Source organism: Pseudoalteromonas sp. HM-SA03 (assembly GCF_002289345.1).
Lineage (GTDB): Bacteria > Pseudomonadota > Gammaproteobacteria > Enterobacterales > Alteromonadaceae > Pseudoalteromonas.
The window spans coordinates 31,937-56,429 of record NZ_NSDG01000047.1 but is presented as its reverse complement, the minus strand read 5'-3'; the positions used below and the strand labels follow the sequence as shown (position 1 = coordinate 56,429).

At 41.6% G+C, this 24,493-nt stretch carries 28 protein-coding genes; 13 read left to right on the top strand and 15 right to left on the bottom strand.

Features of this window, described 5'->3' with window-relative positions; genetic code table 11:
• Window positions 1-73: 73 nt before the first annotated feature.
• From CKO50_RS09550 to CKO50_RS09530, 5 genes are all read right to left on the bottom strand, one after another.
• Complete coding sequence (locus tag CKO50_RS09550) at window positions 74-337, bottom strand: GrxA family glutaredoxin (protein WP_010378880.1); 264 nt, start codon at window positions 335-337, stop codon at window positions 74-76.
• Between the two features lie 281 nt (window positions 338-618).
• The gene (locus tag CKO50_RS09545) at window positions 619-897 is read right to left on the bottom strand and encodes a peptidylprolyl isomerase (protein ID WP_010378882.1); all 279 of its coding nucleotides are present in this window, start codon (window positions 895-897) and stop codon (window positions 619-621) included.
• A gap of 60 nt (window positions 898-957) precedes the next feature.
• On the bottom strand, window positions 958-3,021 hold the full coding sequence (locus CKO50_RS09540; protein WP_095727965.1) for a TonB-dependent siderophore receptor: 2,064 nt from the start codon (window positions 3,019-3,021) through the stop codon (window positions 958-960).
• A gap of 109 nt (window positions 3,022-3,130) precedes the next feature.
• A complete protein-coding gene (locus CKO50_RS09535; RefSeq protein ID WP_095727964.1) occupies window positions 3,131-3,613 on the bottom strand; it encodes a TlpA disulfide reductase family protein in 483 nt (160 codons plus the stop codon).
• A gap of 77 nt (window positions 3,614-3,690) precedes the next feature.
• Window positions 3,691-5,412, bottom strand: a complete 1,722-nt coding sequence (locus CKO50_RS09530; protein ID WP_095727963.1) for a lysophospholipid acyltransferase family protein — start codon at window positions 5,410-5,412, stop codon at window positions 3,691-3,693.
• Between the two features lie 116 nt (window positions 5,413-5,528).
• Between CKO50_RS09530 and CKO50_RS09525 the strand changes: the two genes are divergently transcribed.
• Together CKO50_RS09525 and CKO50_RS24575 are read left to right on the top strand one after the other, a co-directional pair.
• A complete protein-coding gene (locus tag CKO50_RS09525) occupies window positions 5,529-6,455 on the top strand; it encodes a glyoxylate/hydroxypyruvate reductase A (RefSeq protein ID WP_095727962.1) in 927 nt (308 codons plus the stop codon).
• A gap of 136 nt (window positions 6,456-6,591) precedes the next feature.
• Window positions 6,592-6,726, top strand: a complete 135-nt coding sequence (locus CKO50_RS24575) for a hypothetical protein (protein WP_255229511.1) — start codon at window positions 6,592-6,594, stop codon at window positions 6,724-6,726.
• Window positions 6,727-6,753: 27 nt separating this feature from the next.
• On the opposite strand, the gene smrA is transcribed toward CKO50_RS24575, so the two are convergent.
• Together smrA and CKO50_RS09515 are read right to left on the bottom strand one after the other, a co-directional pair.
• Window positions 6,754-7,335 (bottom strand): DNA endonuclease SmrA, encoded by a 582-nt coding sequence (gene smrA, locus CKO50_RS09520; RefSeq protein WP_095727961.1) that lies wholly within the window; start codon window positions 7,333-7,335, stop codon window positions 6,754-6,756.
• Between the two features lie 77 nt (window positions 7,336-7,412).
• A complete protein-coding gene (locus CKO50_RS09515) occupies window positions 7,413-7,652 on the bottom strand; it encodes a hypothetical protein (protein WP_095727960.1) in 240 nt (79 codons plus the stop codon).
• Between the two features lie 360 nt (window positions 7,653-8,012).
• Here CKO50_RS09515 and CKO50_RS09510 point away from each other — a divergent pair, with 360 nt between their 5' ends.
• From CKO50_RS09510 to CKO50_RS09485, 6 genes are all read left to right on the top strand, one after another.
• A complete protein-coding gene (locus tag CKO50_RS09510) occupies window positions 8,013-9,623 on the top strand; it encodes a diacylglycerol kinase family protein (RefSeq protein ID WP_095727959.1) in 1,611 nt (536 codons plus the stop codon).
• Between the two features lie 79 nt (window positions 9,624-9,702).
• On the top strand, window positions 9,703-11,109 hold the full coding sequence (locus CKO50_RS09505) for a sigma-54 dependent transcriptional regulator (RefSeq protein ID WP_095727958.1): 1,407 nt from the start codon (window positions 9,703-9,705) through the stop codon (window positions 11,107-11,109).
• Between the two features lie 15 nt (window positions 11,110-11,124).
• Window positions 11,125-11,340: a histidine kinase gene (locus tag CKO50_RS09500; protein ID WP_095727957.1), complete on the top strand. Its 216-nt coding sequence runs from the start codon at window positions 11,125-11,127 to the stop codon at window positions 11,338-11,340.
• Window positions 11,337-12,821 (top strand): ATP-binding protein, encoded by a 1,485-nt coding sequence (locus tag CKO50_RS09495; RefSeq protein ID WP_095727956.1) that lies wholly within the window; start codon window positions 11,337-11,339, stop codon window positions 12,819-12,821. The genes CKO50_RS09500 and CKO50_RS09495 overlap by 4 nt, the downstream gene beginning before the upstream one ends.
• Window positions 12,811-13,260, top strand: coding sequence for a response regulator (locus tag CKO50_RS09490; protein ID WP_095727955.1), 450 nt, complete (start codon window positions 12,811-12,813; stop codon window positions 13,258-13,260). Before CKO50_RS09495 ends, CKO50_RS09490 begins: the two co-directional genes overlap by 11 nt.
• 112 nt (window positions 13,261-13,372) lie before the next feature.
• Window positions 13,373-15,325, top strand: a complete 1,953-nt coding sequence (locus CKO50_RS09485) for a response regulator (protein ID WP_095727954.1) — start codon at window positions 13,373-13,375, stop codon at window positions 15,323-15,325.
• Window positions 15,326-15,352: 27 nt separating this feature from the next.
• On the opposite strand, the gene CKO50_RS09480 is transcribed toward CKO50_RS09485, so the two are convergent.
• The 5 genes from CKO50_RS09480 to CKO50_RS09460 all read right to left on the bottom strand — a co-directional run bounded on the left by CKO50_RS09480 (window position 15,353) and on the right by CKO50_RS09460 (window position 17,977).
• The gene (locus tag CKO50_RS09480) at window positions 15,353-15,607 is read right to left on the bottom strand and encodes a hypothetical protein (protein WP_095727953.1); all 255 of its coding nucleotides are present in this window, start codon (window positions 15,605-15,607) and stop codon (window positions 15,353-15,355) included.
• A complete protein-coding gene (locus CKO50_RS09475) occupies window positions 15,591-16,028 on the bottom strand; it encodes a hypothetical protein (protein ID WP_095727952.1) in 438 nt (145 codons plus the stop codon). Before CKO50_RS09475 ends, CKO50_RS09480 begins: the two co-directional genes overlap by 17 nt.
• 2 nt (window positions 16,029-16,030) lie before the next feature.
• The gene (locus CKO50_RS09470) at window positions 16,031-16,360 is read right to left on the bottom strand and encodes a hypothetical protein (RefSeq protein WP_095727951.1); all 330 of its coding nucleotides are present in this window, start codon (window positions 16,358-16,360) and stop codon (window positions 16,031-16,033) included.
• Window positions 16,361-16,777: 417 nt separating this feature from the next.
• Entirely contained in the window at window positions 16,778-17,353 is a 576-nt protein-coding gene (locus tag CKO50_RS09465) for an outer membrane beta-barrel protein (RefSeq protein WP_095727950.1), read from the bottom strand.
• Between the two features lie 60 nt (window positions 17,354-17,413).
• A complete protein-coding gene (locus CKO50_RS09460; protein WP_095727949.1) occupies window positions 17,414-17,977 on the bottom strand; it encodes a BON domain-containing protein in 564 nt (187 codons plus the stop codon).
• Window positions 17,978-18,211: 234 nt separating this feature from the next.
• Here CKO50_RS09460 and CKO50_RS09455 point away from each other — a divergent pair, with 234 nt between their 5' ends.
• The 5 genes from CKO50_RS09455 (at window position 18,212) to CKO50_RS09435 (ending at window position 21,961) form a co-directional block, all read left to right on the top strand.
• A complete protein-coding gene (locus CKO50_RS09455; RefSeq protein ID WP_095727948.1) occupies window positions 18,212-19,096 on the top strand; it encodes a mechanosensitive ion channel family protein in 885 nt (294 codons plus the stop codon).
• Between the two features lie 165 nt (window positions 19,097-19,261).
• A complete protein-coding gene (locus CKO50_RS09450) occupies window positions 19,262-19,708 on the top strand; it encodes a PA2169 family four-helix-bundle protein (protein ID WP_095727947.1) in 447 nt (148 codons plus the stop codon).
• Window positions 19,709-19,717: 9 nt separating this feature from the next.
• A complete protein-coding gene (locus CKO50_RS09445) occupies window positions 19,718-19,885 on the top strand; it encodes a DUF1328 domain-containing protein (protein ID WP_010378934.1) in 168 nt (55 codons plus the stop codon).
• Window positions 19,886-19,925: 40 nt separating this feature from the next.
• Window positions 19,926-20,117 carry a hypothetical protein gene (locus tag CKO50_RS09440; RefSeq protein ID WP_010378936.1) on the top strand — a complete coding sequence of 64 codons (192 nt, stop codon included), beginning with the start codon at window positions 19,926-19,928 and terminating at the stop codon, window positions 20,115-20,117.
• A gap of 218 nt (window positions 20,118-20,335) precedes the next feature.
• Window positions 20,336-21,961 carry a methyl-accepting chemotaxis protein gene (locus CKO50_RS09435; protein WP_095727946.1) on the top strand — a complete coding sequence of 542 codons (1,626 nt, stop codon included), beginning with the start codon at window positions 20,336-20,338 and terminating at the stop codon, window positions 21,959-21,961.
• Between the two features lie 82 nt (window positions 21,962-22,043).
• Here CKO50_RS09435 and CKO50_RS09430 read toward each other — a convergent pair whose 3' ends face one another.
• The 3 genes from CKO50_RS09430 to CKO50_RS09420 all read right to left on the bottom strand — a co-directional run bounded on the left by CKO50_RS09430 (window position 22,044) and on the right by CKO50_RS09420 (window position 24,313).
• Complete coding sequence (locus CKO50_RS09430) at window positions 22,044-22,415, bottom strand: hypothetical protein (RefSeq protein ID WP_095727945.1); 372 nt, start codon at window positions 22,413-22,415, stop codon at window positions 22,044-22,046.
• Window positions 22,416-22,559: 144 nt separating this feature from the next.
• Window positions 22,560-23,324, bottom strand: coding sequence for an ElyC/SanA/YdcF family protein (locus CKO50_RS09425; RefSeq protein WP_095727944.1), 765 nt, complete (start codon window positions 23,322-23,324; stop codon window positions 22,560-22,562).
• A 101-nt stretch (window positions 23,325-23,425) separates the two neighbouring features.
• Window positions 23,426-24,313, bottom strand: a complete 888-nt coding sequence (locus CKO50_RS09420; protein ID WP_095727943.1) for a LysR substrate-binding domain-containing protein — start codon at window positions 24,311-24,313, stop codon at window positions 23,426-23,428.
• Between the last annotated feature and the right edge of the window lie 180 nt (window positions 24,314-24,493).

Genomic DNA, 24,493 nt, shown 5'->3' with positions numbered 1-24,493 from the left:
AGCTTGCATAAAATCACACTATTTTATATGTGCCTGATATTGGTTAAAATTTAACCTATATGATTTTGCTAATTTACTGGTAAAGGCCTAAATTTGCTTTTGCATAGGCTTCAAATTCAGTAAAGCCACCAATGTGATCTTGGTCGATAAAAATCTGTGGTACGGTAGGGCAAGGTTTACCCGCTGACTTTTCAAGGTCGGCTTTGCTTACGCCTTCCTTAATAATGTCAACATAGCGAAAATTGAAGTCATCGCGCTCTTGCGTTAAACGCTCAGCTACTTCTTTTGCACGAACACAAAACGGGCAACCTTCACGACCAAAAATAACAGTAAACATATTCTTTCTCCTAAATGAACCTGAACTTCGGATAATANAGCAGCCAGTTTTAGCGCTAACTGCGTTGAATTCACTTCCAATAGCCAGCTATTGGTGCGTAAATTCGCCTGATTATCTCCAAAACTCTCTGGCTAGATAAGGAAATAATTTAATGTGAGCTTAAAAACAATGAGTTGGCTCATTCCTTATCCAAACCTCAGGTTAAATGATTAGCTTCAGTATAGAGGATTAATCATGAAGGTAAATTGAATTAACATGATGAGATTAATCCAAAAAAGCGATTAACTCCGATAGACGGTTTTGATCAAGTGGAAGCCAAACTTGGTTTTCACAGGGCCGTGCACTTCAAATAACGGCTTTTTGAATACTACATCGTCAAAGGCCTTCACCATATCCCCTTTATTGAACTCACCAAGATCGCCACCGCGCTTTTTTGAAGGACAAAGGGAATGTTGTTTAGCCAATTTGCCAAAGTCAGCACCTTTGGCTAGTTTGGCTTTGATATCTAAACACTCTTTTTCGGTTTTTACTAAAATATGATAGGCGCAGGCTTTAGGCATGAAGGGACTCTCATTATAAAAATAAATGCGATCATGCAGAGCTTGCGCGCCTATGGCAAGTTAAAATGTTACGCTGAAGCCAATAGAAGGACGCATTTCAAAGTCATCGCTTTCCTCTTCAATATATAAATCATTGATTGATTTGATCCTCTCGTAGTCAAGGTCAACATAGGCTGTATTGTCTTGGCCATATGCATTCATTAGCTCCAAAATTAGCTTGCCATCGAGCCCAAATAATTCTGTTTTGCGTTCAAAACGAATATCTAGGCGGTGATAAGTGTCAAAACGCTCTGAGAATGGGTCGCCATACACAGGCAAGTAGCGGTTTGCAAATTCAGGGTTCTCTTTTACACCCACAATTGGGGTATAGGCTTGACCGCTGCGAGCGGTAAAGTTAAAGCCTCCAGACCACTTCTCACCAAAGTCATAGTGAAACACGGCATTCAGAATAAAAGGAGTATCGGCATAATAGTCACGCTTAATGCCGGTTAGCTCATCCTCACGCTCACTTTTTGCAAGGCTTACAGCAACCCAACCATACCAGTCATCGATTTTGTTTTTGTTAACAATAAAATCAACACCGTAGGCTGTGCCTGAAGTACCATTGATGTAGTTTACTTGAGATAAGGGGGCACTTTTTGGCAGGTCATTCATGGTTTTATAATAGGTCTCGACGGAATATGACCACTCATTTTCCAACTCCTGTTTAAAACCTAAGGTATAGTGAGTTGAACGTTGAGCTTCAAGTTCCGGGTTACCAACAACAGGTAAAATGTATTCAAGGTCTTGAATACGGCTGTAAGTGCCAGCCTTGGCTGAGATCACTGTATCATCGTTATAGAAGTAATTGAGTGCAAGGCGTGGATGGACAATTGTCTCATCACTGTAATCATAATATTCACCCACTATTCCTAATTCACTTTGCCAGTTTGGTGAAAATTGCCAAACGTGATTAACCCCAATAAAGGCAGAATCTGTTCCAGCACTCGATGTGCCCTTAATCCTTTCACCTTTATTTAGATCACAGTCGGGGTCAAACTCGGTGCAAACATAATTAAATGCGTCGTAGCGGTAGGTGGATTTTTTGTCGTAGTAGCCGGCATCTGCAATGACACGTTGCTCTTTATTTAGTTTATAACTGGCTCGTACTTTATAACTGAGTTGTTCTTCTTCAAAATTCTCAAAGTAGCCATCAGATAAAGTCGCGCGTTGACCGTAGCGCATGGTGGCTTGGTGATTGAGATAACCGATGCCTGCGCGAATATATAAGTCTTTGGCGTAGTGGTCCCACAAAATGTTCTGACTATTAAATTTACGAATATAGCGAGCATCGCCCTGATATTCTGGGGTTTTAAGGGCAAGATCTGACGCGCCTGAAAACCCAGCCGCAACCGAATCTTCCGCGCCATTGATATTTACCGTTAAGGTATTATTTGCATTGATATCCCACAGCCACTTGGCTTGATAGTCGTGATCATCCGGTGGATCGTTAATGGTGACCCCTGTTGGCTTGCCATCATCATCCTCAAGCTCCTTGCCATCACTGAAAAACAGCGGTAAGGTACTTTTTCTTGCTGACACATAGAATGCAGAATTTTCAGTTGCTTTACCTTCAACAAAAATACCTGCGTTAAACATGGTTAAATCAAGTGTGGTGGCAATATCTTGGTATTTTGGATTACGCAGCGTGACGTCAAACACGGCACCAGTGGCATTGCTGTAACTGGTACCAAATCCAGCAGAATTCAGCTGAAAGTCTTGAATTGTATTGCGGTTGAAAATAGAGCTGCCGAAATCGTGAAAGATATATCCTGCGGGCATAAAGTCCACTTCAAAAATATTGTCATCAGGAGAAGAACCTCGCACGGCAGGTGCGCCCATAGAGCCACCGGCAGAAACAACACCAGGTAGAGCAAAAGCTGCCCTGAGCGGGTCGCCCATGGCTCCTGGCATGTCTACAAGTTTTTGCGCATCTTCGGTAATTTCTGAAATAACTGAGCTGCGTTTATAGATAACTTCGATGTGTTCAATTTTCTTCTCATCGGCTAATGCATGATTAGTAAGGGTAGTGCAGAGCACGAGGAGTGAAATTTTGCTGAGCGTAAAGTCTGGGGTGTGGCGCATGGTCGGCTTCCTATTCATCCTTTATTAAGATGTGCGTCAGCCTAAACGAAATAATTGTTGATTAATTTCAGAGAGTCGTAATTAACTGTAAGCGCTTTACTAAGGTTTCTTACAATCTCGCTCGTATCCCTATCTCAGACGAGTAACCAACAGAGCGCTCGGTTATTTTGAAGCCTTTATCAAGTACATAATATGTAGGGTAAGCCTGTACTTTATACGCTTGTGCCGTGGTCTGATTGCCGAGTAATACAGGCATGTTTAATTGTAGGTCGCTGACAAACTTTGTTATTTCTTCGGTGGAACGATAATCCAACGCAATCGCCACCGCTTTGACTTTGCCTTGCTGATGTAATTTATCAATATTCGGCATGCTCACTCGACATACGCCGCACCAAGGTGCAAAAAAATATACGACACTTTGTTGACCTTTAAGCTGAATAGACGAATAAGTTTGCTTGGACTGTAAAATGGGTAGGTGAAATGGCGGTGCCGTTTGCTCTCCCGAATCGGCAAGCATGTTTCTTTCTTGGTAGGCCGAGACGGCAAAAAACACCAGCACAATGATAGCAGCTTGGCCAAGTAGCTTGAGCATATAAATGATCCTGTGATAACAATAAATAAAGACCGCAGTGTAGCGATCTTTATTGCAGCTGATCAATGTATTTAAGCTTAACCGTAGGGGTTGTCGCCCAGGTAGCGTTTTGCTTTTTGCTCTTTCAATTTAGCCAAGTCAACGAGTACCAGGCCATCGATACAGTTATTAAAGTCAGGATCTATACTAAAGCTCAGAAAATTCACGCCTTGCTCTTCGCAAAGCTCAGTATATTGCTTAAATAATGTAGGGACTTGCGCGCCCATATTAGCAAGAATATGTTTAAGCTCAGCGAAATCTTCTTTGATGTCATTGCCACTGAACATATGTTGATAACGATTAAGTTGCTCATTACTTAGTTTCATTTCGTTATTTGGCGTAGCAACATCTTTAAGATTCGAGAAGTAATGTTGGTAGTGATATACCAACATGGCTTTTGCTTCATCCGGTAACGCGTTTGAAAGGCTGACTGCACCAAACATATAACGGTGTTCTGGGTAGCGCTTTACGAATGCACCGATCCCATACCACAGGTAATCTAGGCTCTTGCGACCCCAATACTTGGGCTGCACAAAACTGCGACCAAGTTCGAGGCCTTTTTCAAAGTATGGGGCCATGGCTTCACTGTACGAAAACAAGCTGTCGGTATAAAGCCCGGCTTGCCCGTGTTCTTCTATCACTTGCTTGGCACTTGCAAGGCGATAGGCACCCACTAGCTCAAGTTGTTTCGTGTCCCATAGCAACAAATGGTGGTAGTGCATATCGTATTTATCGATATCACGACGGTTACCACTCCCTTCACCCACGGCCCTAAAGGCAATTTCTCGAAGACGTCCAAGCTCTCTAAATATCACCGAGCTGCCGGTGTATTGGTAAACGTATATTTGCATGCCATCGGGTGTTTCACCGATACACTCGCACGCTTCCACTGCCTTTTTAAGTTCTTTGCGATTTTCAGGAACAGCAATAGGCGTTTGTGTTTTGAGTGGCAGTGGCTTTTTACTGGCAAGACGATAAAGTTGCTTGCGAATAAGTGCGACTATCTCTTTGTCTTTAAGGTTATCAATAAGATAAGATTCTGGAGGAATGCTGGCACCAATTTCAAATTCTAGCGACTTTTGCCTTTGTTTAAACATCTCTTTGACCAATAATAAACTGGCCAAAGGCTTATAAATCATACTGGTGCCGTAAAAGAGCGGACTGTTTTTCGCTTTGATAAAAATAGGTAGAATAGGGCAATTGGCTTTTTTAGCCATTCTTAGAAAGCCAGAGTTCCATTTGCAGTCTTTAATACCGGTTGGGCTTAAGCGAGAAACTTCACCTGCTGGGAAGATAAGTAGCGCCCCCTCAGACTTTAAATGCTTGTGAATGTTTGCCAGCTCTTGCTTTTTACTGGTTCCTGAGAGGTTATCAACAGGCAGTAATAGGGGATGCATTGGTGTAACCGACATCAACATCCGGTTAGCAACAACCTTTAAGTCGGGCCGTACTTGCGCCAGCACTTTGATTAGTGCCAGTGCATCTAAAGAGCCAATTGGGTGGTTTGCGACGATCACCACCGGACCTTCGCTTGGGATATGCTCTATTTGCTTTGGTTTAAAGCGAGCGTCAAAATCTAACTCATCGAGCACTTGTTCAACAAACTCGAGCCCCTGCAAATGGGGATAGGTGTCAGCAAACGCGACAAACTCTTGCTCATGCAAGAGATAACCAAGCCCTTTTTTTACTAAACCTTTTACCTTTGGGGAGTTTTCAAGTTGTGGAAGATTTGCTTCAATGACTTTATCTACACTGATCATTTTTCATCACCTGTTGGCGCTTTTTTGCAAGAGTAAAAACTATTAATGACAAGCATGTTGCATTGGTATGTCATTTATTTTGCAGTGATAGCGTATAGCGAAAATAAAGGAACAATATGGCTTTACTTATTTGTGTTACTGGTCGTAATAATGACAAGTTAGTTGCTAAGTTAGCAGCACTGTTGCCGCAGCAAACCTTGCTTGAATGGCCCGTTGATGATGTTAGCTTATTAGAGAAAGTTGAGTTTGTGCTGGCATGGAACGCGCCAGAGACGCTATGGTCACAGCTTCCTAATTTAAAAGTAGTGCATTCCTACGGGGCCGGTGTTGATAGCATTCCGATGCAGCTGTTACCACCACATGTAGAGGTTGCACGCATCGTTGACCCAAATTTAGCGGATGATATGGCTGAATATGTATTGGGCCAACTATTAAGCCATAAGCTTCGAGTTAGAGAGTACGGGCACAATCAATCTCAGCAAATATGGAAGCCAAGGCGTGCGCGAGCAGGTCGCATGGTTGGTATTATGGGGATGGGGCAACTTGGCCTTGCGGTCGCGCATAAGCTGCACGTAAATGGATTTAACATCAAAGGTTGGTCTGGCTCTGCAAAACAACTCGACAATATTGAGCACTTCAGTGGGCAAGATGGGCTAGCAACCTTTCTTGCAGACATTGACTATCTTGTGTGCCTTCTACCATTGACTGAACAAACAAAAGGAATACTGAACGCCCAGCTGTTTGCACTCGCGCCAGATCATTGCGTACTCATTAATGTCGCAAGAGGTGGCCATCTTAACGAGACTGATTTACTCAATGCGCTAGCGGCTGAGACGTTTGGTGGGGCTATTTTAGACGTATTTGACACTGAACCGCTCCCAGCATCACATGCCTTTTGGCAGCAGCCAAACATTAGCATTACTCCACATGTTGCTGCATTAACTAGTTTGAATACGGCTACTCAGCAAATTGCTGACAACTATTTAGCCATGCAGGAGGGCAAAGCACTCGTTCATTTAGTTCAGAAAAAGCAGGGTTACTAATTGATTAAATGGTTGTAATTAGCTACAGAGCAGGGAGTGAAGAGAATAGTAGAAACTACTGTATAAAAAAACATCTTGAGTGTTTGTGAATGATGCATTAATTTAACAAAAAAACAATAATAAAAAGGTCTAACCCATGAAGCAAAGTCAAGGTGGCGCGAAATTATCACTTGTTGTGGTTTCGGTTATTTTGTTAGGTGTATCAGCTTGGTTTAATCAAGCTAGTGCAAGTGAACTTCAGGGGACGACATCCACCGCAAATAGCAAATAAGCCGAGTATTACTCGGCTTTTTGTTTTTTAGCGCTTAGCGTGACGCTCTCTATTTTCTTGTTTTTTATCTTCACTCTTTCTCAGTAGTACGTAAGTAGAACCGCTACCACCATGGCATTTTAATGCTGAGTGAAATGCCAACACTTGTGGCATTTCTTGCAGCCATTTATTGGTATAGCTTTTCAGTACAGCAGGAAAGGGTTTACTGTTTAAACCGATACCATGCCTTAACAACAACACCCGAATGCCTTTTACGTGGCAATCCGTGATAAAGTCAAACAAGGCTTTACGGGCATCATGAAACGGTTTGCCATGTAAGTCTAAGGTTGCATCAACTTGATATTTACCTAATCTGAGATTTTTATACACACCATCTTGGACGCCGCTTTTCTTATAGGCGAGTAGATCGTGCGGATCTAATAGATCAACGTACTCTGTGGATAAGTAATTAGGATCAAACTCAAGTTCTTGCTCGGCGGCCTCGCGTTTTGCGAGTTGCGAAATAGTTGGTTCGTTTTTGTGACGGCGTAATTCTGCTTTTTTGTCTTGAGCGAGAGGAGTGACGTCGCCCATTGAAGCTAAAAATAGTTCTTCATCAGTCATGGCCATACTGCTTCTCCATTAACAAGCAATGATGGCCATGATTTTAGCGCACCGAAGTGAAATAGGGAACTAGTCGCTAAGAACTAGTGAACTTCCAGTTGACCGTAGGTATAGACTTTGAATAGATAAAAAGTATTTATCAAAATCAAGCTAAGGTTAGAAATTACACTGGTGTTCATCAGATCTAGGCTAAACGAGATAAAAAGTACGCCACATGCGCACACAGCAGCTACTCTTAGTAGCGTTTTATGGTTAATAAAAAAGGCACCAAAACCTAAAGTAAGTAATATTAAGTTAAGTAGCCAGTCGAGCTCGTTTGCCATTGTCTGTTTGGTTCTCCAAATGCGTATAAAGGATCGCCATTATGGTGATCCTTTATGCTTCATTCAACTGATAAATTTTATGATTTTCACATTAGAAATTTTAATGTATTAATGGTGACTGAATACTTATGTAGCGACGCTTGCATAAGTTGTTACAAATACCCGGGCGCACTTTTTATTTCCTTGTGAATGGTCTCGGCTATAGTTAAGTATCTTTATGATTATCATAAACAAGTTGATGAATCAGCGCGGATTAAGAAATGCATACCTATACTTAGTTACATATGTACATACCGAAGAGAGCTCCGCATAAGGCGATCATAAAAAGCCGTAGGCGACAAAAATAATTAAGGAAAGGCAATGAAAATGCTCAAGTACTACCTGTTTGCAAGTCTCTGTTTAGCCGCACTCACGATCCACAGTATAGGGTCTTGGCTAATGTTGCCGCTTGCGTGGTTTACCGTCTCTATTTCTTTAGTTACTTTTGCTTATGCAACCAACTATCCTCACATATTTAGAAAGCATGGTACAGGCAAAATCCCTTGGTATATAACTTGGCTATTTTGGCCTTACTTAGGCTGTGTACATTTATACAATGCAATTGAAAGAGGTAGAGACGTTGTTGATGCATTTCAGCCGCTTACCGATGATTTATTTGTTGCTTGTCGGCTATTTCCAAGCGATGTGGATATGCTCAAGGCGGAAGGGATTGAAGCCATTTTAGACGTAACAGCGGAGTTTGATGGGTTAAACTGGTCAGCAGAGCAGCAAGGCCTGCACTACCTCAATATTCCGGTGCTAGATCATCAAGTGCCCACCTCAGAGCAATTAGCACACGGCATGGCATGGATAGCGGCGCAGCACGAACTAAAACGAAAGGTTGTGGTGCACTGTGCGTTGGGGCGAGGGCGATCAGTGTTCTTTTGTACTGCTTATTTACTTGCAACCAACCCCGATTATACCGTCCGTGAAGCACTCGAAAAAATTCAAAACCGTCGTGAAACAGCAAGGTTAAACAAGCATCAGCTAAAAGGGCTGACAAAGCTCCATCACAGTCAACACTTTACCCATAGTGAACAGGCGGTGTTAGTCATTAACCCTGTATCTGGGTCGGGTAAATGGTTTACCTATGAAAACGACATCGTGGGTATGTTGACGGAAAAATATAACTTATCCATTCACTTTACAGAGAAAGAGACAGACGTTGCTGCTTTGGCTAAACAAGTCATGTCTGATAAACAGCCAAATATCATCATCGCAGGAGGCGGTGATGGCACATTAGCAAGTGTTGCTCATGGTGTTCATCAAAGCGATGTGCGGTTTGGTATATTGCCTTTAGGTACTGCCAATTCCTTAGCGACCGTGTTACTCGGTTCAATGTCTAAAATAGACCCAATAAACCGTGCCTGTGAAGCAATTTTAGCGGGTAAAACTAAGCCTATTGATATAATGAACTGTAATGGCCGCACCGCGCTTTTAGCTGCAGCCGTTGGCTTTGGTCAGGAAATGATCGAAAAAGCCGGGCGTGAAGAAAAGAATAACTCGGGGCAATTAGCCTATATTCGAGGTCTGTGGCAGGCTGTCAGTGAGAACAAGCCCCTTCATTTTAAAGTGAGCTTTGATGGCGCTGAACAATCTCAAATAGAATGTGTTAGTCTGGTTGTAGCGAATGCAGCACCAAAAACCACAATCCTTGCTCAAGGTCATGGAGAGCCAATCTATGACGATGGCAAACTAGATATTACTATTTTACCAGTTGAGCCGGATGGTGCGCAGAATCTTACGGTAGCCGAACTTATTTTACCTAAATTAGACGGCAAACCGTCTAATATTCGCACTGAACAGTGCGAAAAGATAAATATAGAATTTGAACAAGAACAACACTTTGCACTAGATGGTGAAGTACTTAGTGCAAAAAGAATTGAAATCGTGATCCAGAAACACGCGCTGAACGTAATGGTTCCGAATTAGGTATTTTCGGCCATTCATTCGTATGTGAGATAAAAATCAAAAGTGGAAATACTATCTGAGCATTGAGAGAGGGACTCAATTGAAAACCGTTTTATTAGTAGATGATGATCATGATTTTGCAGAGCTGGCTTGCCGTATAGTTGAATATCTGGGACACGACGCGTGCTTAGCGAATGACTTGGCGTCGGCCAGACAATGGCTAGAAACGCAAAGTTTTGATCATATCTTTCTTGATTTTATGCTGCCAGATGGCAGTGGTTTACATCTAGTTGATGAAATTAGAGCCGCAGGGATCCGCACGCCAATAACGATGGTTACGGGACATCCATCAGTAAAGTCAGCATTGTCGCAGCTTTGTCATGATGGATTGAATTATCTTACTAAGCCTGTTGACGCGGATGATTTTAGAAACGCGTTAAGTCCTTCTAAGAACAAACCCAAGCAAACCGAGAGTCAAGCGCATTTTGGTGTGTTGCTGGGCGAGTCTGCCAAAATGAAGCACCTATATAAGATGATAGAGCGCGTGGCAGATACCGATGCTAATGTGATGTTGATGGGGGAAAGTGGTGTAGGGAAAGAGATGTTTGCCCGCGCAATTCACAATGCCAGTACCGTGACGGGGGATTTGGTTAACGTAAATTGTGGTGCAATCCCGAAAGACTTGATCGGTAGCGAACTATTTGGTCACGAAAAAGGCGCGTTTACGGGAGCAAATGCTCAAAAAGTCGGAGTATTTGAACAAGCAGAGAATGGCACTTTGTTTTTGGATGAATTAACCGAAATGCCAATAGAACAACAGCCAAACTTGTTACGTGTACTTGAAACACATACGGTGACACGGGTCGGTGGCACAAAGCCGATACAAGTAAGTTGCCGCGTAATATCGGCGACTAACCGTAGCGTCGAAGATATTGCTACCAATGACGTACTGCGAGAAGACATTTATTTCCGTTTGGCGGTATTTCCAATCCACATACCACCGCTCAGAGAGCGAAAAGAAGACATTCCATTGCTCGCCGAGCATTTTTTGCAAGGTTTAAATAAAAAAGGTAATAGTCAATATGTGATTAAGGCGGCAGATATGAGCCGCTTGGTTGACTATGACTGGCCCGGTAATGTGCGTGAACTTAAGCACACTATTCATCGTGCCTATATTATGGCGGATCACGATGAGCATAGCTTGGTATTTGATGCGAACTTTGCCTCACCATTCGCGCAGGCTAAACGAATGGTGGAACATGCGCAGTTAAATCGTGCTTCAATTCCACCACAGGTAGGCACTTCAAGCAGAGCAAATGCGATTCAAGTATCTACTACGCTAGAAATGAAGCCAGGTAAAACGATTGAAGAGGTAGAAAGAGAGCTGATCTATCAAACGTTAGAGTCAGTAGAAGGTAATAAGACACTGGCTGCGCGAATGCTTGGGATCAGTACAAAAACACTCTACAACCGTTTAAATGCCTATGACGGAGAAACACAGCCATAATTTCGGGGAGGAACAATGATGCAGCATGGTCAAGGTGAGCTTGCGAAATTAGTACATGACGCACGCAAACCTTTGAATCAAATTTCAATGAACTCAGAGTTGATTAAGCTTATTGCTGAACAACCAGACTCTCAGCAACAGATAATCGAGGTAGCTAACGCGATTATTAAGGCAACCAAAGAATGCAGCGAGCTGTTACAGATGTTGGTGGAACAAGGAAATAATGAGTGAACAATGAATCCAGAGTCAGCGCTTTTATGAACTTAAGCAATAAACTGAGTTTCATCTGGTTTGCCGTAATTGTGAGCGTCGGGCTTGTTGCGTCCAATGCCCTAATCGGCTTTAACAATGTTAAAGAATTAAACCAAGTTCAAGAGAGTATTCGAAATACCAGCGAAGTGATGATGTCTCTGGATCAGCTGCATATTGCGATGTTAAATGCAGAAGCTGGACAAAGAGCGTTTTTAATCTCAAATAAAGAGAGCGATTTGGCGCCATTTGAAAAGGCATTGCAAAATCTTGATGAGAGCATAGCCAGAGTTGTTCAGAATCACTCTGAAAGTGATGTGCAGCAGCAAAAAATTAATCGCTATATTGACGGAGTGAAGAGGCGATTCAAAACGTTACAGAGTACGATACTTGTTGCACGTAATACCGAAACAGGCAATGAAACTTTATTGCTTGACCGAGCAGCGGACTCCGGTGGTGATCTACGAGAAGAGTTCTCTCAGATTATGGCTGCTGAAGTGGACATCCGGACCATTCAGCTAAATCAGTTAAAACGTGTCCGCAAAGAAGCACAAATTAATATAGTGGTGTTTACTTTGCTGAGCGCCGTGATGATTTTTGCCATTTTGCTACTTTTAGTAGTCAATCTTCGCAGTGCGAAGGAAGCAAAGAGTGAGTTAGAAAAAGCAAACGATCATTTAGAAGAAAAGGTGCAAGCGCGTACCGAGGCACTAGAACATTACGCTGAAGAACTAAACCGTAGTAACCGAGAGCTCGAAGACTTTGCGTTTGTTGCCTCTCACGACCTGCAAGAGCCGCTGAGAAAGATCCGTGCTTTTGGTGATCGCATCGAAAAGAATTATGGCGAGCACCTTGATGACAAGGGTAAGGATTATTTGGCTCGAATGACGAGTGCCGCACAGCGGATGTCGACGCTTATCACTGACTTGCTTGAGTTATCCCGAGTTACCACCAGAGCAAAGCCTTTTGAAGAACAGGAGCTCAATCAAGTTTTACAGTTTGTGCTGGACGATTTAGAAATTGCGGTCAACGACAGTAATGCGAGCATAAACTCGGACGTGTTACCGACAATCAAATGTGATGCTAGTCAAATACATCAGCTGTTTTTAAATCTACTTTCCAATGCTATTAAATTCAGAGTTGATGGGCGTGATCCGATTATTAAAATCGCGGTTGAGAACAGTCAATTGGTGGGCCAAGATGCTTATACTTTTATAGTGGAAGATAATGGCGTTGGTTTTGATACTGAATATGCTGAGAAAATATTCTCGCCTTTTCAACGACTACATGACAGAAAAAAATATGCTGGTACTGGCATTGGTTTAACCGTGTGTAGACGCATTGTTGAACGACACGGCGGAACGATTTCAGCGACCAGTGAAGATGGTAAAGGTGCTAAATTCACGATCACACTACTTGCTGAACCAACACCAATTATTCAGGAACTTAAGAATGAACTATAAAAAAACCCAGCCGATCCATATTTTGATGGCGGATGATGACGAAGATGATCGTTTATTGGCACAAGATGCACTCGAGGAAAGCCGAGTATTAAATGCATTTCAGTTTGTAAAAGATGGTGTTGAGCTATTGGAATACCTTAGAAATGAAGGTGAATTTTCAGACACTCAGCGATATCCAAGACCTAATTTAATTCTACTTGACTTAAACATGCCGAGAATGGACGGCAGAGAGGCGTTGCAGGAAATTAAAAAGGATCCGAGTTTGCGCTCTATCCCCGTGGTCATCTTAACTACCTCTAAAGAGGAAGAGGACAAACTGAGAGGATATGACTCAGGTGCCGCATCTTACATTACTAAGCCTGTGGATTTTGATGGTTTAGTCGAGTTGATGAAACATTTGGGTAAGTACTGGATTGAAATAGTAGAACTGCCAAATTAATCCCATCGTGCTCGTGCAAACAAGCGCGACCTTACCCAATTCGTTCCCATACTTGATTTACAATAGCATGACGATTTAACAAATTGATACCACTTCAGTTGCGGAGGCCCATATGCCACAGGAGTCAGTCAGTGAAGTCAATGTGCTACTCATTGAAGATGACGAAGACGATTACATTTTAACTTTAGACTATTTGGAGTCGATCCCTAACTTTAAATTCAATCTTGTTTGGCAAAGCCAATATCATCAAGCCCTAGAAGCACTTGAGAGCAATAGCTTCGATCTTTGTTTATTGGATTATCAACTAGGCCCGCAAACCGGTTTGGGAGTGTTAAAAGAAGCCAGAGCAAGGCAGGTACATACACCAATAATCATGCTAACAGGACAATCAGATGAACTGTTAGACAATGAAGCGTTAAAGGCTGGAGCCGAAGATTTTGTACTAAAATCCGAAATTAGCAGTGCGCGGTTTATTCGCTCTATTCGTTACGCCTTAGCGCGTAAAGAATTAGAGCGTGAACGTCTTGAACGACTGCGTGTTGAATCGGATAGCCGAGCTAAAGATCGCTTCCTAGCACATTTAAGTCATGAGCTAAGAACACCGCTGACCTCTATTCTTGGCTATACAAACTTACTGCTTTCTCGGGAAGAATTGCAGAATGTTAAACCTGAACTATCAATTATTAATAATAACAGTGAACACTTACTTAACTTGTTGAATGATGTACTCGATCTTTCTAAGTTGAACGAAAACCGACTGCAACTGAATAAAGATAAAATTTGCCTAAATAGCTTCTTAAGTGATCTATATAGCTTGTTTAAAATGGCTGCGGCTAAAAAGGGGTTAAGCTTTAGCATAGAAGCTAAAACATCGTTACCGCAAACCGTGAGTATAGATAAAACGCGATTAAAGCAGATACTAATCAACATTATTTATAACGCTATCAAATTCACCAGCTCTGGCTTTGTAAAAGTAGAGGTAAAGCTAAAAACAGATACTCAGTTACAATTTATCGTTATCGATACGGGAATAGGCATACCCAGTGAAAAGCTCAAGCGTATTTTCAAGCCTTTTGAGCAAGTTCAACATGTTACCACACGCAGCGATGAGGGCGCTGGACTTGGCTTGGCTATAAGCTCTGCTTTGATCAAGCTTATGGGTGGAGAGTTATCAGTTGAATCAGCCCTCGGTGAAGGAAGTCAGTTTGGCTTTAGCATTGAACTCGACGAAGTGAATGCCGAAAGTTTAGCCCCCCTAACGCTAGATAAAACACAAGACACCAGCGATAGCTCATTGCCCAGTGAGCTACACGGCCATATTCTTATTGTTGAAGATATCAGTGAAATCCAGCTCTTATTGCGCACTTTAATTGGACAAACGGGAGCAACTGCAGATATTGCCAATGATGGTGTCGAAGCGTTAGAAGTGCTGGAGAAAAACCCTGATAAATATCATTTGGTATTTATGGATTTACATATGCCAAGAATGGATGGTCGTGACACTATTGTAGCGCTAAGAGAGCGGGCCTTGAGCTTGCCAGTTGTTGCATTGACAGCTGCGGCACAAAAAGGCACTAGGGAAGAGCTAGTGGCGCTTGGTTTTAATGATATGATGAGCAAGCCAGTTAATGTTGCTGAACTTGGGCGTTGTTTAAAGCACTATTTAAGTGAAGAGCAAATCGTGCCAACACAAGCCGAAACGCAAATACCGGGCAATCTCAATTTTTTAGTCGTTGAAGATGACAGTGATACACGTAATTTACTTAAATTATTACTCAACTCTCTCGAGGTTAACGTAGTCACGGCTGAATGTGCTCAAAGCTGCTGGCAGCACTTTAAAGGGACGCAGCACTTTGATGCTATTTTGTTAGACATTGGATTGCCTGATAAGTCTGGTTTATTCTTAGCAAAAGAGATAAAAGCAGAAAGGCCAGAGCAACATATTGTTATTGCGAGTGGTTTTGACCCAGAGCCAGAAAAGCTTGCTGAATCTCAAGTTGATGATGTGCTATTAAAACCAATAACGCTAGTGGACTTGAAAGAAATAAAAGAAAGGCTGCTATAAAATGAATGAGCAAAAATAGCTCAAGGATTAAATAATACCTCGAGCTATTCGCTGTAGTATCACGACCTTTCTGAGTGCACCAAACCGTCCAAATTTGGCACTAAGCACACCAAATAAAAACATAAAGCTAACCCCCTGAGGCGAACTTATTGCGCTGGTAAATACCCTCTTAGCTTTAGTTTGGGTTAGTCGATTGAGCTGCTGTGCATCGATTAATTTTCTTTTTTCAGTCTCGACTTCTTGTTGTAGCTTGTCAGTAATAAACTCAGCTAGCTTTGTCATTTTGGGCCTCCGACTTTGCAATAGGAGTGTAAAATCCGGAAGTGAGATCATTGATGCTGTTATTAAATAGCCTGAGCCCTGTGACAATCAAGTAATAGATTACGGCGACATTGATGGTCAGCACTATGCCTGCTGAAATGAACCAACTTAACCCAACATAGGTGAGTGCATAGGCAAATAAAATGTGCAGGCTAGCCCATACCATTGCGGTTAACAGCAATGAGAGAAATATCAGGCCAAATGCCACGCATAAGGTTTTTAGGTTTGCCCTACACTTTGCACCGAGTAAGTTAAGCTGAGCTTCGAAAATGTGTTGATAACTATTAAATAAGAGAGAAACTGAGTCTTTAAGCTCAGCGAGCGCTGGAATGCGCTCGTGAGCCGTAGCTCTATTACCTCTTGCTTGAGCTTGATTTTGCATGGTTATTTATTCCTTAACAGCATTGTAGCCAACATACCAAGTGAAAATGCGATACCAGCCGTTTTTACTGGATTTTCCGTTGCATACTTTTTCACTCCTGATGTATTCCACGCACGTTCCCACTCCTTGCGCTTGGCACCAATCGCTTCACTCGAATTATGGCTTTTTTCACGTAGTGAGGTTTCAGTACGAGATGCCGAAGCGTGCAGTGAATCTACTGATGCATGCAATGTATCTGCAATTTGATCCGTAACAGGATGGCTAGAGTCTTGGCCATTTGGCTGTGGTTTAGCTGTGCTACCTGTTTGTGTTTGGTTTGCTTGATTACTCATAAACTACTCCTTATTCGTTTAGTTCACTATATAGGTTGCAAACCCTTTGCCAACTTAAAAGTTAATAAATATCAATTGGTTGGGTTTTCTTTGTGCTTTGTGTCGGTAGATGCGATACGAAGGATGTAAATATTACATAGCAGAACCTACAGGGTGTAGAGTTTGAAAAATTGACAGATTTCATTTTTAGCAGTGATGACAAATATTACATCTAGAGGCTGCCTGTCTTTACATTCTGTTTTCTGCAAATAAAGGAATAGTGAGGAAGCGCTTATATAATAAAATACAGAAGCAGTACACTGAAAACAAAAAAGGCGCTACCAAGTGATAGCGCCAAAACCAGACTCTTTGTGGAAGAGCCAGGACTGAGTCAAAGGGGAAATAATTGGGAGGTTATAAATCAACCATCATTATTGCTTAAAATTGATACTCGATAGAGACAGCAGCGACGTCCATATCTGGATCGATATCGTCTTCAAGTTCGTAGCGTGTATATTCTAAACGCATGTTAATGTTTTTGTTTAGGTGAAACTCTACACCGGCACCATAAAGCCAGTCGCCACCTTCAAGGTTAGATGAAACACGGCCTACAGCTGGAATATCAGCGTGGATATCTGCATCCCACTCAAGCCAACCACCTTTTGCATAAACTGCAAAGTATTCGTTTAATGGGGCTGAGAGACGCGTAGATAAAGAAATACCGTCAATTTCGGCAGAATTGTCAATGTCACTTGCTTCATCGAAGTTTTCATAGGCAAGTTCAAAGCTCCAATATGGATTGATTTTTGTACCCACATACGCTTTTAACATAGAAGAGTCATCGTCGAATGAGGTGTCGTTCTCACGATCTTCCCATTGGAAAGAGTATTGGCCATAACCGATACCTGTGTAAATTTTATAATCATCTAGTCCAAAATCAGACTCCGCGTGAGCGGCTGTGGATGCAAGACCTAGAGAGGCAAGTAGCGCAGCAGCAATTGTTAATTGTTTCATCTTTACTCCTTAAATCAATATAAGTATGGGAGGGGGAGTACCCCCTCAAATCAAAATTGCTTATGATTTTTTCGTAACGCGAAGTTTATCTTTTACATCTTTAACGTCATTGGCATTTTTTGCGATTTGCACAGCAAGTTTGCGCTCTGCTTCGCTACCAACATGACCGTTTAGTGTTACGACTAAACCTTCCACATCAACATCGATGTCGGTACCATCTACATCTGTGTCAAACAGGTAGCGAGACTTAATGACTGTTGCGATTTTTGCGTCAGTAAAGCCACTATCGCTTTCGTAATTGCGCTCTTTTTTACGCTCATCTGGCATATCTACGATAGTCAGGTCGTTTTTTACCCCTTTTACGCCATCGATACCTAGTACAAGTTCTTCGGCTAGCTTCTTATCTACCGAGTGTTCAACTTTACCAGTTAGCACTACAATGCCATTTTTTACATCTGTGTTAATGTCAAAGTTGTTCAGCTCACCGTTGAAAAGTAGCGTCGCTTCTGCTTTACCGTCTATCCAAGCATCGCTTGCTTCTTTTTCCCAAGAATTATCAGCTGCAAATGCTGAAGCGGCAGTAAGTGAAGATACAAGTACAGTTGCAATTAATGTCTTTTTCATAATTAAACTCCTTTAATTTCGTAGTCGAATTACTTATTGCAGCTGTTGTGCCAGTTTTAAATAGTTGAAAAGTAAGGTATTTCTATTTTTTGGTAAACGGGAAGGAAGAATTTACCGAGAAAATGTGTATATTACTTTGTAATAATTACCTTTTTAATGAACCGCTAATTAATATAACTAGGAATGATTACTGCATCCTAACTTTGTTAAGTACTTATATAGGAATGTGTAATTATGAACTTAGAAAAGTTTTGGACATTAATTAATGATAAATTAATCTCTTGGCTTGAAGCGAGTGTGCAATTACTGCCCAATATGATCCTAGCCTTAATGGTTATCATATTTTTTACGATTCTAGCTAAAATATCATCTGTTTGGTTTTCTAAAGCGATAAGAAAAGCAATAAAGACCGAACAAGTCGCTTCTCTTATTAGCTCTATATTTAAAGTTTCCATTATTGCTATCGGTATTTTCTTCGCTTTAGATATAGTCAAACTATCAGGCGCCGTGATGTCATTGTTGGCCGGGGCTGGGATCATAGGCCTTGCCATTGGCTTTGCATTCCAAGACATGACAGAGAACCTCATTGCTGGATTTGTGATGGGAGTCAGAAAGCCCTTTATGGTCGGTGACATTATCAGAACCAAGGATTGCTTTGGCACGGTAAACAAAATCAATTTGAGAAATACCTTAGTAGAGAACTTTTACGGCCAACTGTCTTATATTCCCAACAAAATTCTCTTTAAAAATGAATTACAAAACTACACTAAACTTGGCAAACGAAGAATAGAAGTACCTGTTGGCATCTCCTATGCGGACGACCCAGAGCAAGCACGAGAGGTGATTATCGAGGCAATTAATAAGCTTGATTTTGTGGTAAACCAAAAAGAAACGGATGTCTACGCCGAATCTTTTGGTGATAGTTCTATCAATCTACTCGTGTGGTTTTGGATAGACTACCCAGCCGATCCCGGCTTTATGGTGGTCAGGCACCAAGCAATTTGCACAATTAATCGTGTGTTAGCTGATAACGATATCTTAATTCCTTTCCCAATTAGGACGCTGGACTTCAATGCGAAGGGAAGCGCAACCTTGAGTGCGCAATTATCACAGGAATAATTTACATCTAGCTTGTAATATTTTCACCGGTTTTTGGCGATTTATATTAAAACCCCTTGAAAAATAACGGTTTATAATTTGGCATTTAATCTGCATTAGTGAAAGTGACAGAAAATAATATTTGCATAATGCAGTTATTACACATTGAAACGAAAGGAGTTATTTATGGCAGATTCAAATTACGACATGGAGCCGGTAAAAGAGCTCATTAAAGTATTAAATGGTGGTGTTGATTTTTACACTGAAGCTAAAAAGAAGCTAGATAATATCGAACTAAACCGAGTATTTGACCAAATGATTGTAGATAAAGCGCAAGCAATCTCAGATCTTCAACCATTTGTTCTTATCGACGAAGGTGAAATCGAGACTGATTCTGCGCTTAGCATCGACATTCGTGAATCATACACTAAGTTGGTTGGCATGGTGAGTACTGATAAAGAACACACCTATATTTCTCAACTAGAAGAGGTGGAAGACAAAGTGCTAAGTAAGCTTGATAAAGCGCTGAATAAAGAGCTTCCACCAAAATGCAAGAGTGTATTACTGCAAATTCAAACCAGAATGCAAGCTTGTCACGATCAGATGAAGCAGTTGCAAGAGCTAACTGCCTAAGGAGAATATATGTTGAGTTGGGCTGTAATGTTTTTATTCCTAGCACTTGTCGCAGCCGTGTTAGGTTTCACTGGAATCGCGGGCGCTGCGGCAGGTATGGCGAAAATTCTATTCTTTGTGTTTATCGCTTTTATGATTATTTCGTTTATTTTTGGCAAAGCACGAGCTCCCAGATAAAAGGGGATTAACGTACAAAAACGGTTTTAGGAGATAGATTATGAAATCAGCAATTACATTAGCAAAAGCATTTGGTTTTGTTTCAATTTTAGCACTTTTTGGTTGTAGTGAAGGCCCTGCAGAAGATGCGGGTGAGCGTTTCGATGAAACGGTTCAGGAAGTGGAAAACAGTGTAGAAGATGCTTGTGAAGATGTAAAAGAGAACCTGAACGCTGAAAACGAAGAGTGCTAAGCAAAAACAATTTCGACGTGGAATGTAAGAGGAGAAGCCCCCTAAAGCTTCTCCTCTTTTTTGTAATAGGTTTAAAAATCAATACTCTAAAAAGGAATAGACACAGTAAAGAAATATGATGTACATCAAGACTACGCTGCTTAATTTGCAATTAATATTGTAATCTACGAACTTTGAGTAATACTTTATTTCTATGTTTACTCAATAAAAATCAGACTATGCTAAATAGGGTTTCAGTTAAAAGCAGATTGTTGTCGCTTTCAGGCATACCTGCTGTGTTTTTTATTCTTGCAACTATCTTCACAATCGGAACATTATCAAACCTTATCAATTACATTGACCGTATTTATGACGACAGAGTTGTACCACTTAGACAAATAAAAGTGGTGTCAGATAACTATGCGGTGGTTATTGTAGATACGTTTCACAAGTTACGAGGCCATCAACTATCCAACGGTGCTGCGTTAAAGCAAATCGAAGAAGCTAAGAATATCGCTGAAAAAGAATGGAATCGATATTTATCCACGGACCTTACGAGCGAAGAGCGAAGCTTAGTAAAGCAAGTTGAAAAAGCAGAGCTAAGCGTTAAACAACTGCTGTCTAATTATATTAGCCGAGTTAACGCAAATACCTTTGAAGAAATTCCTTACGATAAATTTGTACATGATCTCTATGCGGCTTTCGATCCGCTTAGCGAAAGCTACAATGCGCTGATTGAGTTGCAGCTTACTGAAGCAAGTGCGCTTCGAAATGTCGGTCGCTCAGAGGCTAATGCAACAAAAACGGCGATGATTATCTCTTCTGTTGTTATTGTGATTGTAATGGTGTTAATTGGCATGTTGATATTTAGGTCAATTAATGAACCGCTCAGCCGCTTGCGTATGCGTATTGGTAATATTGCAAGAGATGCAGATTTGACACAACGAGTGGTAGTTGAGGGGCAAGATGAGTTAAGTCAGATAGGGAATGACTTCAATACCATGGTGTCTAGTTTACATGAGCTAGTTACCAATCTAGTCACGATCGTGAAAAGCCTTTCTACGACCTCTAATGAGTTGAATGGTATTAGTCAGTCTATTGCTGGCACCTCGCAAGAGCAGGAGCAGCAAACGGTAATGATCGCAACTGCGGCGACAGAAATGAGTAGTGCAATTCAGGAGGTTGCACATAACGCGATGAATACCGCCAACAAAGCCGAGATGTCGGGTCAACTTGCAAAACAGGGGATGGATGTTATTTCGCAAAATATTCAGGCCATTGAGCGCCTTGCCAATGAAGTAGGAGATAACGCACAGCTAATTAAAGCATTGAACGACCAGTCGAATGAAATCAACCAAGTTGTGTTAATGATCCAAGGCGTTGCGGAACAAACGAATCTTTTAGCATTGAATGCGGCAATTGAAGCTGCGAGGGCCGGAGAGTCCGGTCGAGGTTTTGCGGTTGTTGCGGACGAAGTCAGGCAATTGGCACATAACACGCAAAAGGCCACAGAATCGATTCGAGATATGATCAGTAAGTTACAGGGCATGGCACAAAACGCGGTATCATCGATGGAGAACGCGCAATCAAGTGCAGCTGCGGGGGTAGATAGGGCCAATGAGTCAGCTCAAATAATGACTGATATTGATAAGGCGGTGGATGAAATCGTCGGTATGAATATTCAGGTTTCAACGGCAACGGAAGAGCAAACAACGGTGGTTGCGGAAATCAGCGAAAATATTAATGATTTCAGTAGCAGTATTTCTGAAATTACCCGAAATGCACAGAGTAATGCCGATGTAAGTAATGACTTAGAAGCGTTGGCTGAGCAGCTAAACAGCCAAGTGTTAGTGTTTAAAGTTTAGTAATATCAGAATTAAAGAAATAAAAAAACCTCGTCATTGCGAGGTTTTTTTACTTATGGAGCTGTTGTTACACCAACGGATATTACACAACACCACGAGGTAAGCGGCAGTCGTGATCTTTTGCTGCTAGCTCAGCAATCCACTGTTCTTCCGCTTTGAAGCCTTCTTCGTTTTCTGTAACGATAGTAAAGCTCGCTGATTTTACAGCTGTAGCCTTAGGCGCTTTCTTAGTCGTTTTCGCTTTTTTGGCAGGCGCCTGCGTTTTCTCACTTGCTACAGCTGACCCTGAAGTTAGCTCTTCTGTTAATTCAGCTACCTCAGCAAGACGCATGTTTTTGCCACCATCGATGCTATACCAACCTGGCTTTGCAGTGATCTCAGGCTTTTTGCCATGTGCAGCTTCGTACGCAGCTTCGAAAGCGCTTAGTACTTCAGTTTTATCTAGTTTACTCATCGTAGATCCTAGTCGTGTTGTACGCGGATACGCGGGTTAAGATTAAACTGTATTTATACCCATATTTGCGCAAATTTTCAATTTTTTACGTTTTTCAGCGCTAATTTATCGAACTTTAGCCTGATTTTAATGTCTTTTTCGGCGTTATAGTGCTGATGGGTCAATAATGCGACGTATCGTGATCCATATACTACCAATTTGTTCATGGCAAATTCGAGTGACTATATCGAGCGCCTTGTCATTGGCGATAAACTGCCGACTTAATGGAAGTGACTTAAAATTATAAAACTCTGTCGGAGCAGGGAATACTTCAACGCCTTGTGCTTCAAATAGGTTTTTTGCACGTTTCATGTGCGCTGCCGATGTAACCAATGCAACGTCATAATCGACTAGCAAAGGTGCTAGCATTTTTGCTTCGTCCGCTGTGTCTTTGGTATTGGGATTTTGCTTAATACGTGTAGCGGAAATACCTAAGCTCTGTGCGGTTCTTGCCATAAGTCCCGCGCTTGTTGCATGGCCATAGCCGTAACCAGAGACATACAGTTGGGCTTTTGGGTAAATATTAGCAAGTCTTACACCTTCAACTAACCTAGCTAGACCACAGCTGCCAAGTTGGGCGTTGCTGGGGAGAGATTTATCTGGGTATAAATCACAGCCAAGTACAACGATTTTATCTATGTTGCTGTGCTTACTTGGATTGAATGCAGCGAGAGTGCTTGTATCTCTCTCGATAATATGTTGTGCGACATAAGGAGTCGACAACGCCCATATGCTGAGTAAGACTAACCAACTCGCGATATAAGGCCCTTTACGCGTTTTGGCGATAAAAATCATAAGCCCCATAAGCACAACCAAAGATAATGGTAAAGGCATCAGAAGTTGACCGACAACCTTTTTGACTTCAAACATTTAAACATGTCCTAGATTTAGATAAGCCTGACGCAATGCTAGCATGAGATTGGAGTTGTAGAAATGTATAACAGTTAGGGCTCAAAAAAGAGCCCAGTCAACTATCTTGCAGTGGTTTTACGGCAAGTATTGAGGAAATGACGATAGACAGGGTTATCTTTTATGCTTTTCTTCATGGCTAAATACATCGGGCGATTTAGCCCAAGTGCGCCAAGAGGAATAGATTTAATCAACCCTTGGCTTTCATAGGGTGTCACTAACCAGTCCGGTAATGCCGCAACCCCCATACCTGCACTGACAAGTTGGAAGATTAATAAACCTTGATCGACGGTTTTTAATGTGCCGTCAAAGCGTGCGTTTTGAATGAAGTGCTTAAATATATCCTGACGCTCTCGTGGAATAGGGTAAGAAATGATGGTTTCATCTTTCAGGTCGAGTGCTGTGACATAGGCCTTCTTGGCCAATTCGTGATCTGGTGCAACGATTAACTTTAATTTAAAGTCAAAAAGGTGCGCGTATTCCAGTTGTTCTGGTTCTCGAATGTCTGAGGTAAGTACTAAGTCCAGCTCATCTTCAATAAGGTCAGGAATAGCGTCGTAGCTAAAGCCACGTTCATAATCGACTTTAATGTCAGGCCAAAAGGTATTGAATTCTTTAATTGTTGGCAGCAACCAGTGAAAACAAGCATGACATTCCACGCTTAATCTGAGTTGCGAGATAGGCTGATTAAGGCTTTCCTTCAAACGACATTTTGTTGCTTCTACTTTAGGTAGTACGTCGTTGGCGAGCTCTAATAACAACATGCCTTGAGGGGTAAAGCGTACCGGTTGGGTCTTGCGCTCGAATAGTTGGCAGTCGAGTTTGTTCTCTAGATCTTTGATCTGATGAGATAAAGCGGATTGAGTCAGGAATAGCTCTCGTGCTGTATTCACAAGAGAACCAGTTTCTTTCAAGGTGGAGATGGTCTTTAGGTGCTTTATATCAATCATTATCAACAATTCTCATATTTGAAGTGAGCAAATCTCAGCATTACTCAATATTACGATTCTATTTAGTTATTATCAATGTCTAGACGTCTAAATACCTACGGTGAATTGTTCAAAAATTCACAAATCCACTATAACACTAAAAATGACAGCGTTGTCACTACTTATGTAAAAATTTTGCAA

Coding starts and splice junctions, on each gene's coding strand:
- CKO50_RS09550 (WP_010378880.1), bottom strand. CDS start 337: ATGTTTACTGTTATTTTTGGTCGTGAAGGTTGCCCGTTTTGTGTTCGT.
- CKO50_RS09545 (WP_010378882.1), bottom strand. CDS start 897: ATGCCTAAAGCCTGCGCCTATCATATTTTAGTAAAAACCGAAAAAGAG.
- CKO50_RS09540 (WP_095727965.1), bottom strand. CDS start 3,021: ATGCGCCACACCCCAGACTTTACGCTCAGCAAAATTTCACTCCTCGTG.
- CKO50_RS09535 (WP_095727964.1), bottom strand. CDS start 3,613: ATGCTCAAGCTACTTGGCCAAGCTGCTATCATTGTGCTGGTGTTTTTT.
- CKO50_RS09530 (WP_095727963.1), bottom strand. CDS start 5,412: ATGATCAGTGTAGATAAAGTCATTGAAGCAAATCTTCCACAACTTGAA.
- CKO50_RS09525 (WP_095727962.1), top strand. CDS start 5,529: ATGGCTTTACTTATTTGTGTTACTGGTCGTAATAATGACAAGTTAGTT.
- CKO50_RS24575 (WP_255229511.1), top strand. CDS start 6,592: ATGAAGCAAAGTCAAGGTGGCGCGAAATTATCACTTGTTGTGGTTTCG.
- smrA (WP_095727961.1), bottom strand. CDS start 7,335: ATGGCCATGACTGATGAAGAACTATTTTTAGCTTCAATGGGCGACGTC.
- CKO50_RS09515 (WP_095727960.1), bottom strand. CDS start 7,652: ATGGCAAACGAGCTCGACTGGCTACTTAACTTAATATTACTTACTTTA.
- CKO50_RS09510 (WP_095727959.1), top strand. CDS start 8,013: ATGAAAATGCTCAAGTACTACCTGTTTGCAAGTCTCTGTTTAGCCGCA.
- CKO50_RS09500 (WP_095727957.1), top strand. CDS start 11,125: ATGATGCAGCATGGTCAAGGTGAGCTTGCGAAATTAGTACATGACGCA.
- CKO50_RS09490 (WP_095727955.1), top strand. CDS start 12,811: ATGAACTATAAAAAAACCCAGCCGATCCATATTTTGATGGCGGATGAT.
- CKO50_RS09485 (WP_095727954.1), top strand. CDS start 13,373: ATGCCACAGGAGTCAGTCAGTGAAGTCAATGTGCTACTCATTGAAGAT.
- CKO50_RS09480 (WP_095727953.1), bottom strand. CDS start 15,607: ATGACAAAGCTAGCTGAGTTTATTACTGACAAGCTACAACAAGAAGTC.
- CKO50_RS09475 (WP_095727952.1), bottom strand. CDS start 16,028: ATGCAAAATCAAGCTCAAGCAAGAGGTAATAGAGCTACGGCTCACGAG.
- CKO50_RS09470 (WP_095727951.1), bottom strand. CDS start 16,360: ATGAGTAATCAAGCAAACCAAACACAAACAGGTAGCACAGCTAAACCA.
- CKO50_RS09465 (WP_095727950.1), bottom strand. CDS start 17,353: ATGAAACAATTAACAATTGCTGCTGCGCTACTTGCCTCTCTAGGTCTT.
- CKO50_RS09460 (WP_095727949.1), bottom strand. CDS start 17,977: ATGAAAAAGACATTAATTGCAACTGTACTTGTATCTTCACTTACTGCC.
- CKO50_RS09455 (WP_095727948.1), top strand. CDS start 18,212: ATGAACTTAGAAAAGTTTTGGACATTAATTAATGATAAATTAATCTCT.
- CKO50_RS09450 (WP_095727947.1), top strand. CDS start 19,262: ATGGCAGATTCAAATTACGACATGGAGCCGGTAAAAGAGCTCATTAAA.
- CKO50_RS09445 (WP_010378934.1), top strand. CDS start 19,718: ATGTTGAGTTGGGCTGTAATGTTTTTATTCCTAGCACTTGTCGCAGCC.
- CKO50_RS09440 (WP_010378936.1), top strand. CDS start 19,926: ATGAAATCAGCAATTACATTAGCAAAAGCATTTGGTTTTGTTTCAATT.
- CKO50_RS09435 (WP_095727946.1), top strand. CDS start 20,336: ATGCTAAATAGGGTTTCAGTTAAAAGCAGATTGTTGTCGCTTTCAGGC.
- CKO50_RS09430 (WP_095727945.1), bottom strand. CDS start 22,415: ATGAGTAAACTAGATAAAACTGAAGTACTAAGCGCTTTCGAAGCTGCG.
- CKO50_RS09425 (WP_095727944.1), bottom strand. CDS start 23,324: ATGTTTGAAGTCAAAAAGGTTGTCGGTCAACTTCTGATGCCTTTACCA.
- CKO50_RS09420 (WP_095727943.1), bottom strand. CDS start 24,313: ATGATTGATATAAAGCACCTAAAGACCATCTCCACCTTGAAAGAAACT.